The organism is Paraburkholderia sp. GAS333 (genome assembly GCF_050435665.1).
GTDB classification, from domain to species: Bacteria; Pseudomonadota; Gammaproteobacteria; order Burkholderiales; family Burkholderiaceae; genus Paraburkholderia; species Paraburkholderia fungorum_A.
In genome coordinates, this window is the sequence record NZ_JBNDKS010000010.1 from 122,687 (window position 1) to 136,412 (window position 13,726).

12 protein-coding genes are annotated in these 13,726 nt (G+C 61.0%); 3 read left to right on the top strand and 9 right to left on the bottom strand.

Going from position 1 to position 13,726, the window contains the following annotated elements; all coding sequences use genetic code 11:
* Positions 1 to 88: 88 nt before the first annotated feature.
* On the bottom strand, positions 89 to 292 hold the full coding sequence (locus ABH945_RS33185) for a cold-shock protein (RefSeq protein WP_060858913.1): 204 nt from the start codon (positions 290 to 292) through the stop codon (positions 89 to 91).
* Between the two features lie 433 nt (positions 293 to 725).
* On the opposite strand from ABH945_RS33185, the gene ABH945_RS33190 reads away from it, so the two are divergent.
* Positions 726 to 2,321 (top strand): APC family permease, encoded by a 1,596-nt coding sequence (locus tag ABH945_RS33190; RefSeq protein WP_074766006.1) that lies wholly within the window; start codon positions 726 to 728, stop codon positions 2,319 to 2,321.
* Between the two features lie 121 nt (positions 2,322 to 2,442).
* Here ABH945_RS33190 and ABH945_RS33195 read toward each other — a convergent pair whose 3' ends face one another.
* From ABH945_RS33195 to ABH945_RS33230, 8 genes are all read right to left on the bottom strand, one after another.
* A complete protein-coding gene (locus tag ABH945_RS33195) occupies positions 2,443 to 3,228 on the bottom strand; it encodes a DODA-type extradiol aromatic ring-opening family dioxygenase (RefSeq protein ID WP_429253439.1) in 786 nt (261 codons plus the stop codon).
* 155 nt (positions 3,229 to 3,383) lie between these two features.
* Entirely contained in the window at positions 3,384 to 3,983 is a 600-nt protein-coding gene (locus ABH945_RS33200) for a UbiX family flavin prenyltransferase (protein WP_074766002.1), read from the bottom strand.
* Positions 3,984 to 4,038: 55 nt separating this feature from the next.
* Positions 4,039 to 4,350 (bottom strand): Grx4 family monothiol glutaredoxin, encoded by a 312-nt coding sequence (grxD, locus tag ABH945_RS33205; RefSeq protein ID WP_074766000.1) that lies wholly within the window; start codon positions 4,348 to 4,350, stop codon positions 4,039 to 4,041.
* A 127-nt stretch (positions 4,351 to 4,477) separates the two neighbouring features.
* Positions 4,478 to 6,178 carry a group II intron reverse transcriptase/maturase gene (gene ltrA, locus ABH945_RS33210; protein WP_062128502.1) on the bottom strand — a complete coding sequence of 567 codons (1,701 nt, stop codon included), beginning with the start codon at positions 6,176 to 6,178 and terminating at the stop codon, positions 4,478 to 4,480.
* A 1,076-nt stretch (positions 6,179 to 7,254) separates the two neighbouring features.
* The gene (gene prmC, locus ABH945_RS33215) at positions 7,255 to 8,112 is read right to left on the bottom strand and encodes a peptide chain release factor N(5)-glutamine methyltransferase (protein ID WP_429253440.1); all 858 of its coding nucleotides are present in this window, start codon (positions 8,110 to 8,112) and stop codon (positions 7,255 to 7,257) included.
* An 11-nt stretch (positions 8,113 to 8,123) separates the two neighbouring features.
* Complete coding sequence (gene prfA / locus ABH945_RS33220) at positions 8,124 to 9,206, bottom strand: peptide chain release factor 1 (RefSeq protein WP_074765995.1); 1,083 nt, start codon at positions 9,204 to 9,206, stop codon at positions 8,124 to 8,126.
* Between the two features lie 126 nt (positions 9,207 to 9,332).
* Positions 9,333 to 10,619, bottom strand: a complete 1,287-nt coding sequence (gene hemA / locus ABH945_RS33225) for a glutamyl-tRNA reductase (RefSeq protein ID WP_074765992.1) — start codon at positions 10,617 to 10,619, stop codon at positions 9,333 to 9,335.
* Positions 10,620 to 10,682: 63 nt separating this feature from the next.
* The gene (locus ABH945_RS33230) at positions 10,683 to 11,393 is read right to left on the bottom strand and encodes a response regulator transcription factor (RefSeq protein ID WP_074765990.1); all 711 of its coding nucleotides are present in this window, start codon (positions 11,391 to 11,393) and stop codon (positions 10,683 to 10,685) included.
* 202 nt (positions 11,394 to 11,595) lie between these two features.
* Here ABH945_RS33230 and ABH945_RS33235 point away from each other — a divergent pair, with 202 nt between their 5' ends.
* Both ABH945_RS33235 and ABH945_RS33240 read left to right on the top strand, forming a co-directional pair.
* Positions 11,596 to 11,850, top strand: coding sequence for a hypothetical protein (locus tag ABH945_RS33235; protein WP_074765988.1), 255 nt, complete (start codon positions 11,596 to 11,598; stop codon positions 11,848 to 11,850).
* Positions 11,851 to 11,869: 19 nt separating this feature from the next.
* The gene (locus ABH945_RS33240) at positions 11,870 to 13,684 is read left to right on the top strand and encodes an aminopeptidase P family protein (RefSeq protein ID WP_429253441.1); all 1,815 of its coding nucleotides are present in this window, start codon (positions 11,870 to 11,872) and stop codon (positions 13,682 to 13,684) included.
* The last annotated feature ends 42 nt before the right edge of the window (positions 13,685 to 13,726 follow it).

A 13,726-nucleotide genomic window follows, 5' to 3' on the forward strand; every position in this document is an offset into this window, starting at 1 on the left:
TTGATTCAATTGAGCTGGATATAAAAAAACCCCGCCGAGGCGGGGTTTTTTTGCGTCCAGAAGGAAGCTTGTCTGCTTACCTGGCCACTTAAGCCGGCTTGATGTTAGCAGCTTGCTTGCCCTTCGGGCCCGTCTTGACTTCAAACGTGACCTTTTGGTTTTCTTGCAGCGTCTTGAAGCCTTCCGTGCGGATTTCCGAGAAATGCGCGAACAGATCTTCGCCACCGCCGTCCGGCGTGATGAAGCCAAAGCCCTTTGCGTCATTGAACCACTTGACGGTACCGGTTTCCATATTACTTGTTCCTAAAGATGGTAAATAAGGCCGAAGCCCAGAAAGTGCATGAAAATCAAGGAAGGGGGTAATGGGACAACCGGAGTACCGTTGATGGGCGACCTACGAAAGACCAATTCACTCGCCGCTTGAAATCCTGCCCGGACGTTATACGGCGATTTTGAGAGAAGGTCAACACTCTCCCTAAAACTTTACGAATATTTGACTAACGGGCGCGGAATTTGCTTACAAAGCTTGCTGCGTATCTCATAAATTTGCCAGGGAGAACCCTTAGTTTCGCTGCATCCATGCGGTGCAACCGTTAAACTACGCGCCGCGCGTCGGTTGCACCTGTCTAGAATGGAACCCGTCGCGCATGCATGCGCGTCACCCCGTCTCCAGCGCCCCAAGCGATGTCACGCGGTGCCGACATGGTTCTGAAACAGGAGAAGACGTGAAAAGTTCTATACAACGGAACATCGGGCCGTTCGCGCTGATGCTGACCGGCCTGGGTTCGATCATCGGATCGGGCTGGCTGTTCGGCGCGTGGAAGGCCGCAAAAATTGCAGGTCCGGCTTCCATTTGTGCGTGGATTATCGGCGCAGTCGTGATTCTCGCGATTGCGTTGACCTATGCCGAACTCGGCGCAATGTTCCCGGAGTCCGGCGGGATGGTGCGTTACGCGCGCTATTCGCATGGCGCGCTGGTTGGCTTTATCAGCGCGTGGGCCAACTGGATTGCCATTGTCTCGGTGATTCCAATCGAGGCTGAAGCATCCATTCAATATATGAGTACGTGGCCCTATCCATGGGCGCATGCGCTATTCGTGAATGGGTCATTAACGACCAACGGGTTATTACTGTCCGCGGGTCTCGTGATCATTTACTTCCTGCTGAACTACTGGGGCGTGAAGTTGTTCGCGCGCGCCAATTCGGCGATCACGATCTTCAAGTTCCTGATTCCTGGCGCAACGATCCTCGGCTTGATGCTGACGGGTTTCCACAAGGAAAACTTCGGTGAAGCGAGCAGCTTCGCGCCGTACGGCTGGTCGTCGGTATTCACCGCGGTTGCGACGAGCGGCATTGTGTTCGCGTTCAACGGTTTCCAGAGCCCGATCAACCTCGCGGGTGAAGCGCGCAATCCGGCCAAGAGCGTACCGTTCGCGGTGATCGGCTCGATTCTGCTGGCGTTGGTGATCTACGTGCTGTTGCAGATTGCCTATATCGGCGCGGTGAACCCGACCGACGTGATGAAGGGCTGGAGTCACTTCAACTTCGCGTCGCCGTTCGCGGAACTGGCGATTGCGCTGAACCTGAACTGGCTCGCGATCCTGCTGTATGTCGACGCATTCGTCAGCCCGAGCGGTACGGGTACCACGTACATGGCGACCACGACCCGCATGATCTACGCGATGGAGCGCAACAACACGATGCCGAAGATGTTCGGCAACGTGCACCCGTTCTACGGCGTGCCGCGTCAGGCGATGTGGTTCAACCTGCTGGTGTCGTTCATCTTCCTGTTCTTCTTCCGTGGATGGAGCTCGCTGGCGGCCGTGATTTCGGTCGCGACCGTGATCTCGTACCTGACGGGCCCGATCAGCCTGATGGCGTTGCGCCGCGCGGCAACGGACCTCGATCGTCCGCTGCACATCGTCGGCATGAAGGTGATTGCGCCGTTCGCGTTCACGTGCGCGTCGCTGATCCTGTACTGGGCTAAGTGGCCGCTCACCGGCGAAATCATTCTGCTGATGGTCGTCGCGTTGCCGGTGTACTTCTACTTCCAGGCGAAGTCGGGTTTTGCCGGCTGGGGCCGCGATCTGAAGGCGGCGTGGTGGCTGGTCGCGTATCTGCCGGTGATGGCGGTGTTGTCGCTGATCGGCAGCAAGGAGTTCGGCGGTTTCGGCATCCTGCCGTACGGCTGGGACATGGTGGTGGTGATCGCTTTCGCGCTGGTGTTCTACTACTGGGGCGTCCAGAGCGGCTACCGCTCGGAATACCTCGAAGAGCGTCAGACGCACGACGAAGTGCTCGAAGGCATGGGCGCGCATTAACTTTTTGCTGCGCCGAATGCTGGATACCGGCTCCTGATTAGAGTCGGCGGATAAAAAAGCCCCCCTGAGTTTGCGCTCAGGCGGGCTTTTTGTTTGCCGACGGCTCGCGCGGCGGCGTCGGTCAGGCGGTGCCGAACACGTAGTTCGTCATGGCCAGCGACCGCTGGAACGTGCCGAGCGACTGGATGCCGAGCGAATAATCGTCGTCGGCGGCACCTAGCGCAGCGAAAACGGGCAGCAGATGTTCGTCCGTCGGATGCATCAGCACCGCGTACGGAGCCTGGCGGCGGTAGTCCAGCAGCGCGTCGACGTCGTGCGCGGCGAGCCTGTCTTCGAACCAGTCGGTGAACTCCGTAACACGCGGATCGGCGTCTTCCGGACGCGCTGAAAAATCGGCGGCACGCAGATTGTGCGTGATCTGGCCGGAGCCGATCACCATCACGCCGTCGTCCTTCAGCGCACGCAACGCGCGGCCCACGTGGAAGTGGTGCGCGGCGTCCATGTGCGGCTGGATCGACAACTGGGCGACGGGCACGTCGGCGTGCGGGAACATCAGCAGCATCGGCACCCACGCGCCGTGGTCGAGCCCATGCGGCTGGACATCCGCGAGGATGCCGTTGTCGCCGAGCAGCGCGGCGGCGCGGCGCGCAACGTCGGGCGCCCCGGGAGCCGGATATTGGATCTCGTACAACTGACGCGGAAAGCCATAGAAGTCGTGAATGGTCTCTGGGGCCGTTGACGTGCTCGCCACGGGCTGCGCCGTGCCCCAGTGGGCCGACAGCATCAGGATGGACTCCGGGCGCGGCAACTGGGCGCTCAGCGAGCCGAATTCGGCGGACGGCATGGACGGATCGATCGGCAGCGTGGGCGCGCCGTGCGAAAGGAAAAGCGAAGGAAGGCGGTTCATGGCAGCAACGCAGCCGCGTGGATGCGGCGCAGAAGTGGGGTTGCTATCAATATAGGCCTGCACTGAGGTTTGATAAACGGGCGAAATCAGAATTGATTGTGTCGCCGTTGTTATTAATCGGCGCTCGCTGATTCCGACCAGAATCGGTCGGCCCGTTATTCCTGAGGACCGCGCAACCCCGCCCAGGCAGGCGACAACGCGGGTCCGAGTGCGAACAGATCCAGCACGCGTGCGACGGTGTGGTCGACCATCTGATCGATTGAGGTGGGCTGATTGTAGAAAGCAGGCAGGGGCGGGAAAATTACGCCACCCATTTCGGTCACCGCCGTCATATTCCGCAGATGCGCGAGGTTGAACGGCGTTTCGCGCACAAGCAGGACGAGCCGGCGGCGCTCTTTCAGCGTGACGTCGGCGGCGCGGGTGATCAGGTTGTCCGAAAAGCCATGTGCGACGCTTGCGAGCGTTCGCATGGAACAGGGGGCGACGACCATGCCGTCGGTGGCAAACGAGCCGGACGCGATGCTCGCGCCGACGTCGCGCACAGAATGGACGACATCCGCGAGCGGATGCACGTCTTCTTTGCTCAACTGGAGTTCGTGCTGGATATTGAGCCAGCCAGCGCTCGAAATCAGCAGATGGCTCTCCACGCCGCCGAGCCTGCGCAGCGTTTCAAGCAGCCGGATGCCGTAGATGGCGCCGGTTGCACCGGTGATCGCGACGATCAGCCGGCGGGGCGCCGCAGCGCGTGTTTCCATGGCTCGCGGCGCCTTATCGGGAAATGCGGGGGAACAAACGTCCGGACGAGGCCGATCAGGCCGCGGCGAACAGCTGCTGGAGTTCGCCCGATTCGTACATTTCCATCATGATGTCCGAGCCGCCGATGAACTCGCCCTTCACGTAGAGCTGCGGAATGGTCGGCCAGTTCGAGAACGTCTTGATGCCTTGACGGACTTCGTCGTCCTCGAGGACGTTGACGGTTTTGATTTCGCCGACGCCGCATGCCTTCAGGATCTGGATGGCACGGCCGGAAAAGCCGCACATCGGAAACTGGGCCGTGCCCTTCATGAAGAGGACGACGTTATTTTCGTCGACGATTTGCTTGATGCGTTGTTGCGTATCCATGACTGACCTTGCGGTTCCGTGATGTGTAGGGGTAGGGTAGCCCCCCTTCCTCGCGGAAGAGGGGCCCCCTAAGAACTGTACGTGCGAGTTTCCCCGCATACAGCTCAAGCCTACGGCAAATCCCTGCTTAACGCAGAGACGGTTTAGTTACTGCGATTTTACCAGCGTGTACCAGTTGGTGGCATTGGGGGTGAAGCAGTACCCGATTAGACAGCGCGTCTGACCCGCCATGCATCCGATATTCCAGATGATGGTCGTGCCAACCCGTTTCGTCCGTTAGGGCACAGTTGCAGTGCGCACACAACCCGCTCTGCGATAGATACAGCGTGGCCCACTGCTTTCGATAACGCATCGAATTCACCATGCGTTCCTGCCGCAGTTTCTCGCTGTATTGCTCCAACATTGGATCAAAGGGGTGGTAATCCCCTCGAATCTTCTTATGCCTTTTGATAACCGTACCGCTGATTTCGTACAGGTCAAAAAGCCCCTTACTGCCGTCTTCGCGAGTTATTGGAGCGGCGAACACCCAGTGTCGATCACCAATGGAGCAGAAGTATTTCTTCTTTATCCAACTGGTGCTCTTCTTAGGATGACGCCGCTTCGACCACCGCCAAAGCCTCTTGAAAATCAGATGCTCCATGCGGCTGTACGCTTGCTTGGCAACCACGGGACTGTGGTACTGCGCCCAGCCCCGTAGCATCGGATTGAGCAAACGAATCAGATCCGCCTGCTTCACCGTCTTGTTGCCACTGATCGTATCCGCCACCTTGCGATAGAACGTTTGCACGTTCTTTTTGCTCGGCTTGATGAGTAGCTTTCCCGAGTACTTCCGGAAGTTCCACCCAAGGAAATCAAAGCCTTGATCAATGTGAGTGATCCGCGTTTTCTCCTCCGACAGTTGCAGTCCTCGAGTTGCCAGGAATGCTTCCACCCAAGGCTTCACTTCGTTTTCCAGTATCTCTTTCGAGTCGCCGGTTATGACGAAGTCATCCGCGTATCGCACCACATTCACCTTCAGCTTCTTTGCTTTTGCGATCCCAAATTTCGCATCAAGATGCGCAATCAGTTCACGTTCAAGCCCGTTCAGCGTCACGTTCGCCAGCGTAGGGGAGATGATCCCGCCCTGTGGCGTACCGGCCTCAGTCGCCTGTAACTGTCCTTTGTAAATCAGGCCAGCCTTCAACCATTTTCGGAGGATTGCCCTGTCCATCGGGACATGGTTCTCCAGCCAGTCATGATTGATGTAGTCGAAGCAGCCCTTGATGTCCGCCTCCAGTACCCAGCGGGCCGAACCGTGCTGAGACATGGCGACGAAAATCTGGGACATTGCATCAGCCGTCGAGCGACTTAACCTGAACCCATAAGAGTTTGGGTCACTCATCGATTCCGACACCGGTTCCAAGGCCAGCAGATACAAAGCTTGCATCGCCCTGTCCCGCATGGTTGGGATGCCCAAAGGGCGCTCCTTCCCATTGGCCTTGGGGATAAAGATTCTCCGTAAAGGCAGAGGCTTGTATCCACGTCGCGTCAACCGGTTGACGGCCTGCCATCGACTTTCAGGTGAATTCCAAAGCTCGCGATCGACTCCCGCCGTTCGCGCACCCTGGTTTTGCGTAACACGTCGTACCGCGTGCAGCTTTGCGGACAACGTGCGGGTCAACATCCGTTGCAGGGCTTTCACCCTGCGCCAGTCGCGTTCCCGCGTCGCCTTCGCAATTCGAATCTGCATCCCTCTCACGTTCCGTTCAACGCGACGCCAATCGATGGCGTGCCAGTTGTCCGGCGCGTGGGAAAGCGCAGATCGATCCTCGCGGATAGATACTTTCATGCTGCTCTCCTGCTCGAAAAAAAAGTGAGACCCGAGCGAAGAACAGATCGCCCCTTGCGGGAGCTATCTGCTCCCGCAAGGGGGTTAAATACATACACTGACGGCTAGAGCAGCCGCCAACGATCACCAGTTTTTAGCGAAAGGTCCGTCAGCCGTCTTGCGACGGTAGACCAAACGGAAGTCTGCCCGCTTTCGCGTGGGGCAATGTCTCAGCCCCTATCCAAACCATTACAGTCTGGCGTTCGCTTTTTCCGTCCTCCCATACCCGCACAGTCAACAGCGTTCCTTGCGGTCCACCTGCCTGCAATGTTCCGCAGGCAACCATACGGGCTTACCACGTTCCCGATCCGTCACACGACTGATTTAGGTCCTGCCTCTTCCCCGGCGGCACCGATGACGACGTAACCCGTCCTACCAGCGAGTTAACCGGCCGCACACCTTTTGGTTGTTGCCTGTCAGCAGCTTTGGCAACGCCATTTTTACGAGGTTTATCAGCAGTTCACATATGTTGACCGTGTCAGTCAGCCAGCTCCTCAACCCCTTTTGCTGCTAGGAGTATCCAAGTGATCGCCTCACGGAGATCACTTGTCCGAGAACATCCGGAGGCTACTTTGTCAGAAGAGCTTCACACCCCACCGTTACCAGTGACGCATGTCTTCGTAGGCTACTGCTAGTCGTATAACAGGTTCTCTGCCACAGCCGTACCAGTCGATAAGAACTATCCGACAGGCAGACCGAGGTTGAACAATGACGGATCGAGCTTGTCGCTCGCATCGAAGTGAGTGCCCCTTCCAAAAGAAGGGGCAATTAGTAGACGCCACTCCGCTTTGTCAGCGGTTTGGTGCCGCTGACGAGGCGGAATCCGAGGATAATCGGATTAATACATAGCATGCGGCGTAAAAGCCGATGCACTCACGCAGAAAAATTAAGGACAAAAGTCCCCCAAACCCCCAGAGAAAAGTGGGTTTGATTGTCGATGCTCGTAACGTGAGCGAACGGTGCGTGTCGCACAATAGGCTGAAATGATAGCGGATTTCGCTTCGGCCGGCCGAGGGCCGGTTTGAGATCCGCCGGTTCTAGGCGGCAGCGCTCACGCGGCCGCCGCTGATCCGCTCGATTCCGGCGAGATCGCGCTCCGAGCGAACCTGCGCGAAGCATTGCGCCGTCAGCAGTTCGCGGACGGCTTTGGCCTGATCGTAACCGTGCTCGATCCACAGGACGCCGTTGGCGGCGAGCCGCGCGGTCGCACCAGCGACGATTTTGCGGATCGCGCTGAGGCCGTCGGCTTCGTCGGTAAGCGCGCCGCGCGGTTCGAAGCGCAGATCGCCTTCCGACAGATGCGGGTCGCCGTCCGCGATATACGGCGGATTGCTGACGATCACGTCGAAGCGCAACGCCGGATCGAGCGAGTCGTACCAGTCGCTCCGGCTCAACGCGACAGCGCTGCCCGGCCGTTTTGCATCCAGCAGACGGACGGCATTGCGCGTGGCAACCGCCAGCGCTTCGGCCGAACGGTCGAGCGCCCAGACTTGCGCGTCGGGCCGCATCGACGCAATCGCCACGGCAATTGCGCCCGTGCCAGTGCCGAGATCGAGCACGCGCGGACGCGAAATGCCGTCCATGGCAGCCAGCGCGGTTTCGACCAGCAATTCGGTTTCGGGACGCGGAATCAGCACGTCGCGCGTCACCTCGAAATCCAGTCCGAAAAACTCGCGTGCGCCGACCAGTTGCGCGACAGGCTCACCGGCCACGCGCCGCGCTTCGAGCGCGCGGAATTGCTCAACATTCGCGGCATCGAGCGCTTCGTCGCTGCGGGTAATCAACTGCGTGGGCCGCCAGCCGAGCACGTGTGTGAGCAGAATCCGCGCTTCGAGCGGCGGCAATGGCGAGCCGCGCAACAGCGCGGCGGGCGTGACCGGAGTGGCAGAAGTCATCGGCTTGCCGGTCAGTCCGCGTCGCCCAGCGAAGCCAGCAACTCGGCCTGATGCTCGCTGACGAGCGCTGCGATCAGTTCGTCCAGATCACCGTCCATGATCGCGTCGAGGCGATACAGCGTGAGGTTGATCCGGTGATCGGTCAGCCGTCCTTGCGGGAAGTTATACGTACGAATTCGCTCGGAACGGTCGCCCGAGCCGATCAGGCTCTTGCGCGTCGCGGCTTCCTTCGCCTGCTGCTCGTGCGACTGCTTGTCCTTGATGCGCGCGGCCAGCACCTTCAGCGCGCGATCCTTGTTCTTGTGCTGCGAGCGGTCGTCCTGACATTCGACGACGATCCCCGTCGGCAAGTGCGTGACGCGCACCGCCGAATCGGTCTTGTTGATGTGCTGACCGCCCGCGCCCGACGCGCGGAACGTGTCGATGCGCAGATCGGCCGGATTGATCTCGACCTCGCCGATTTCATCGGCTTCCGGCATGACAGCCACCGTGCACGCCGACGTGTGAATCCGGCCTTGGGTTTCGGTGGCGGGCACGCGCTGCACGCGATGTCCGCCGGATTCGAACTTCAGCTTCGAATAGGCGGCTTCGCCGGCGATCCGCACAATTACTTCCTTGTAGCCGCCGAGGTCTGATTCGCTCGCCGACATCATTTCGACCTGCCAGCGATTACGCTCGGCATAGCGCAAATACATCCGCAGCAGATCGCCCGCGAACAGCGCTGACTCGTCGCCGCCCGTACCCGCGCGGATTTCGACGAAGATATTGCGGTCGTCGTTCGGATCTTTCGGCAGCAGCATCTTCTGCAGCTCGGCACCGAGTTGCTCCATCCGGTCACGCGCCGCGCGAATCTCCTCTTCCGCGAAATCGCGCATCGACGCGTCCGTCAGCAGTTCCTGCGCGGTTTCCGCATCGTTCATCGCGTTGCGCCACAGCGCGTAATGCTCGACCACCGGCCCAAGCTCGGCGTGTTCGCGCGTCAGCTTGCGGTATTGGTCGAGATTCGAGGTGACGTCCTCGCGGCTCAACAGGTCGTTCAGTTCGGCCAGCCTTATGGTGAGCTGGTCGAGCTTGCGTTGCATGCTCGTTTTCATCGGACGGGTATCGGTATCGGAGCGGACTCCGCGGGACGGCGACTAGGGGAGTGGGCGGATGCCCTGTCAGAAGCACGTCGCGCGCCACTCGTGCGAGGCGCGGACAGCGCGGCGCAGGCTGCGCCGCTAACGCTCGGTGGAACCGGAGTGTTTGTAAAAACCGCTCATCAGTTCGATGAGCGTGTCACGGCTTTCGCTGCTCGCGTGATTGAGCGCATGCGTGGGACCGTGGATCAGCTTATTGGTGAGCGACTGCGACAACGCTTCGAGCACCGCAGCCGGATCTTCGCCACGCGCGAGCATTTTCTGCGCACGCTCGACTTCAGCGCGGCGCAGCACGTCGGCTTGCGTATGCATGTGGCGGATAACCGGCACGATGCTGCGCGCGTCGAGCCACTGCATGAAATTCTGCACGCGCGTTTCGATGATCGCTTCGGCCTGCGCGACCGCGGCTTGCCGCGAAGCATTGCCTTCGCGGACGATCGCACCGAGGTCGTCGACGGTATAAAGGAACACGTCTTCGAGCTGACCGGCTTCGGGCTCGATGTCGCGCGGAACGGCCAGGTCGACCATGAAAATGGGCCGGTGACGACGCGCCTTCACCGCGCGCTCGACCGCGCCGAGTCCGATGATCGGCAACGTGGACGCCGTGCACGACACGATGATGTCGAATTCATGCATGCGCGACGGCAGTTCCGACAGCGGAATAGCACGGCCGTTGAAGCGCTCAGCAAGCCGCGAACCGCGCTCGGCGGTACGGTTTGCGACCACCAGTTCACGCGGATGCTGCGCGGCAAAGTGGGTCGCGCACAACTCGATCATTTCGCCCGCGCCGATGAACAGCACGCGCTGATTCGAAATCTTGTCGAAGATGCGCTGTGCGAGCCGGACGGCCGCGGCCGCCATCGAAACCGACTGCGCGCCGATTTCCGTCGTGCTGCGTACTTCCTTCGCGACCGCGAAGGTACGCTGGAACAACTGGTTCAGATACGTACCGAGCGCGCCGGCTTCGGATGCGGTGCGCACCGCATCCTTCATTTGTCCGACGATTTGCGTTTCGCCGAGCACCATTGAATCGAGCCCCGACGCGACGCGGAACGCATGGCGCACCGCTTCAGACTGCGGCAGTGCGTAGACGTGCGGCGCGAGTTCGTCGATGGGGAGATTGTGGTACTTCGAAAACCACTGGATCGCGGCTTCGCGCGCGGCCTGGTCGTCGGTGACGCAGTAAAGCTCAGTGCGATTGCACGTGGAAAGAATTGCCGCTTCAGGCGCCGTGCGGGCGGTGCGGCCGAGCCAGACACCTTTGAACGTGTCCAGTGCAGGCTTGATCTGTTCGAGCGGAAACGCCACGCGTTCGCGCAGGGCGACAGGCGCAGTGTGGTGATTGATTCCGATCGTTAGAAGCTGCATTTGGGGGCACTATGGTTTAGCCCAATATTATAGCGTTTCCACGATTTCCACATCCTCGAGCCGTCACGCGGTCTCGGCGGGAGTCTCGAGCGGAACCGGGTCGAGTTGATAGCCGTAGCCGTAAAGCGGCGTCAGGCAATAGCCGAGCTCGACGCGCAACTGCAATTTGCTGCGTACGCGCGACACGTGGGTGTCGACGGTGCGCGACGGTACGTCGCGGCCACGTGTCCAGACGACTTCGAGGATATGCACGCGCGAAACGGGCCGCGCGAGATTGCTGAACAGCAGTAGCGCCAGCCGGAATTCCTTGGGCGTCAGGATAACCGTCTGGTCACGGAAGGCGACCGCGAAATGCGCGGCGTCGAACGAATAGCCGCCGATCACATCCCGCCGCCGGTTGGGCGGTCGCCGTAGCCCCGCGCGACGCATCAGCGCGTGGATGCGCGCCAGCATTTCCGGGCCGCGCACCGGTTTGTTCAGACAGTCGTCGGCGCCGGCGTGCAAGGCGGCGACAATCTGGCTTTCGCGCGGCGCGGCCATCAGCACCATGACCGGCAAATCCGGCAGGATTGCGCGGGCCAGCGGAATCACGTCTTCGGCGCAATGGTCGCCGGCCCAGTTTTCGGTGATGAGAAGATCGAAGAAGTCGGTCTGCGCGCTTTGCAGAAATGGAGCGCTTGCGGTGAAGTGCTGGCACACATGGCCGCCGGCAAAGACCAGCCGGTCGATCGCTCGGGCATGCTGCACGTCGGGTTCGATTAGAGCGATTCGCATGGCGCGGTGTCAGCCTGGCAATGACCGGGGAAGGCTTGGCCGAAAGGCTGACGGCTTGCCTAACATCACCCCGACCCCTAAACTCAACCGCTATGCGGAAAGCGCCGTGCCGAACTTCTATAGTTAATGAGACAAAAATGCTAGACGTCTTGGCCCTCTGCGCCCATGAGACAAATCTGAAACTGCGCGAGGCTGACCGCTAATGGGATGGCCCGGCATCGTTGTACTCGGCGTCGTCATTGGTCTCGCCGGCTGGTGGTTGCATCCGCTGCGCCGGTCGAGCCGTGCCCATTGGTGGCTCGCGCTGCTGGCCGGCGTTCTGGGCGCGGCCGTCGCGCGCATGGCCGGCAATGTGACCGGTCTTTTCCATGATGGTGATACGCTCGAATGGCCGGTCTGCGCTGCCGTTGCGTTGTTCGCCGTTGCCGTGACGGTCGGCTTGCTTTCCCGTCGATGAATACTTGCAGGTGACTCCCATGAATGCCCGACTCCCCGAAACTTCCTCCATCCCCGAACGTTTGACGACTTTGCGCGACGCCATGGCGCGCGAGGGCGTGGCCGCCTATCTGGTGCCGTCCGCCGACCCGCATCTGTCTGAGTATCTGCCGGGGCGCTGGCAGGGCCGGCAATGGCTGTCGGGCTTCACCGGTTCGGCTGGCACGCTGGTCGTCACCGCCGATTTCGCAGGCGTCTGGACCGACAGCCGCTACTGGGAGCAGGCCAACGCGCAGCTCGCCGGAACCGGCGTCCAGCTCATGAAGATGACAGGCGGCCAGCAAACCGCGCCGCACTTCGACTGGCTCGCGCAAAACGTGGCGGAGGGCGGCACGGTGGGTGTCGACGGAGCGGTGCTCGGCGTGGCGGCGGCGCGGGCATTGACCCAGGCGCTGAACGCGCGCGGCGTGAAGCTGCGCACCGACGTCGATCTGTTCGACGCAATCTGGCCGCAGCGTCCGTCGTTGCCTGCTGAGGCCGTGTTCGAACACGCGGCGCCGCATGCCAGCGTCGCGCGTTCGGAAAAACTGGCGCAGATTCGTCGCGCGATGGCCGACAAAGGCGCGCAGTGGCACTTCATTTCCACGCTCGACGACCTCGCGTGGCTGCTGAATCTGCGCGGCGCCGACGTCAGCTATAACCCGGTGTTCGTTGCGCATGCGCTGATCGGCGTCGACGGTGCGTCGCTGTTTGTCGCAAACGGCAAGGTCTCGCCGGAACTGGCCGCAGCGCTCGCGCGTGATGGCATCAGCGTCGAACCGTATGCGAAGGCGGCCGAGGCGCTCGCCGCGCTGCCCGCCGGCGGTACCTTGCTGATCGACCCGCGCCGCATCACTTATGGCTCGCTGCAATCGGTGCCGTCGACGGTGAAGGTGGTCGAGGCCGTCAATCCCTCCACGTTCTTCAAGGCGTGCAAGACCAGCGCCGAAGCCGCCCACGTGCGCGCGACGATGGAGCAGGACGGCGCGGCGCTGGCCGAATTCTTCGCGTGGTTTGAAAGCGCGCTGGGCCGCGAGACGATCACCGAATTGACTATCGACGAAAAGCTGACGGCGGCGCGAGCGCGTCGTCCGGGCTTTGTCTCGTTAAGTTTTGCGACGATCGCCGGTTTCAACGCGAACGGCGCGATGCCGCATTACCGCGCGACCGAAGAATCGCATTCGGTGGTCGAAGGCGATGGACTGCTGCTGATCGATTCCGGCGCGCAATACCTGAGCGGCACGACCGACATCACGCGCGTCGTGCCGGTCGGCACCCCGAGCGAAGCGCAGCGGCGCGATTTCACGATCGTGCTGAAGGGCACGATGGCGTTGTCGCGTGCGCAATTCCCGCGCGGCATCCGCTCGCCGATGCTCGACGCCATCGCCCGCGCGCCGATCTGGGAAGCGGGCGCGGATTACGGCCACGGCACCGGCCACGGCGTCGGCTATTTCCTGAACGTGCACGAAGGCCCGCAGGTGATCTCGCACTACGCGCCCGCTGAACCGTGGACCGCGATGGAAGAAGGCATGATCACGTCTGTTGAGCCGGGTATTTACCGGCCGGGCAAGTGGGGCGTGCGGATCGAAAACCTCGTGCTGAATGTGGCGGCCGGGAAAACCGAATTCGGCGATTTTCTCAAGTTCGAAACGTTGACGCTTTGCCCGATCGACACGCGCTGTCTCGACCTGTCGCTGCTGCGCGACGATGAGCGTGCGTGGCTGAACGCGTATCACGAAACGGTGCGCACACGTCTGTCGCCGCATGTGTCGGGCGACGCGCTGGCGTGGCTGGAGTTGCGCACGCAACCCATCTGAATCTGAACCCGATCCGCTCGCGGTGGGGCGGCGGCTGGCAGG

Coding starts and splice junctions, on each gene's coding strand:
- grxD (WP_074766000.1), bottom strand. CDS start 4,350: ATGGATACGCAACAACGCATCAAGCAAATCGTCGACGAAAATAACGTC.
- ltrA (WP_062128502.1), bottom strand. CDS start 6,178: ATGAAAGTATCTATCCGCGAGGATCGATCTGCGCTTTCCCACGCGCCG.
- ABH945_RS33240 (WP_429253441.1), top strand. CDS start 11,870: ATGAATGCCCGACTCCCCGAAACTTCCTCCATCCCCGAACGTTTGACG.
- hemA (WP_074765992.1), bottom strand. CDS start 10,619: ATGCAGCTTCTAACGATCGGAATCAATCACCACACTGCGCCTGTCGCC.
- ABH945_RS33230 (WP_074765990.1), bottom strand. CDS start 11,393: ATGCGAATCGCTCTAATCGAACCCGACGTGCAGCATGCCCGAGCGATC.
- prmC (WP_429253440.1), bottom strand. CDS start 8,112: ATGACTTCTGCCACTCCGGTCACGCCCGCCGCGCTGTTGCGCGGCTCG.
- ABH945_RS33235 (WP_074765988.1), top strand. CDS start 11,596: ATGGGATGGCCCGGCATCGTTGTACTCGGCGTCGTCATTGGTCTCGCC.
- ABH945_RS33185 (WP_060858913.1), bottom strand. CDS start 292: ATGGAAACCGGTACCGTCAAGTGGTTCAATGACGCAAAGGGCTTTGGC.
- ABH945_RS33200 (WP_074766002.1), bottom strand. CDS start 3,983: ATGGAAACACGCGCTGCGGCGCCCCGCCGGCTGATCGTCGCGATCACC.
- ABH945_RS33195 (WP_429253439.1), bottom strand. CDS start 3,228: ATGAACCGCCTTCCTTCGCTTTTCCTTTCGCACGGCGCGCCCACGCTG.
- prfA (WP_074765995.1), bottom strand. CDS start 9,206: ATGAAAACGAGCATGCAACGCAAGCTCGACCAGCTCACCATAAGGCTG.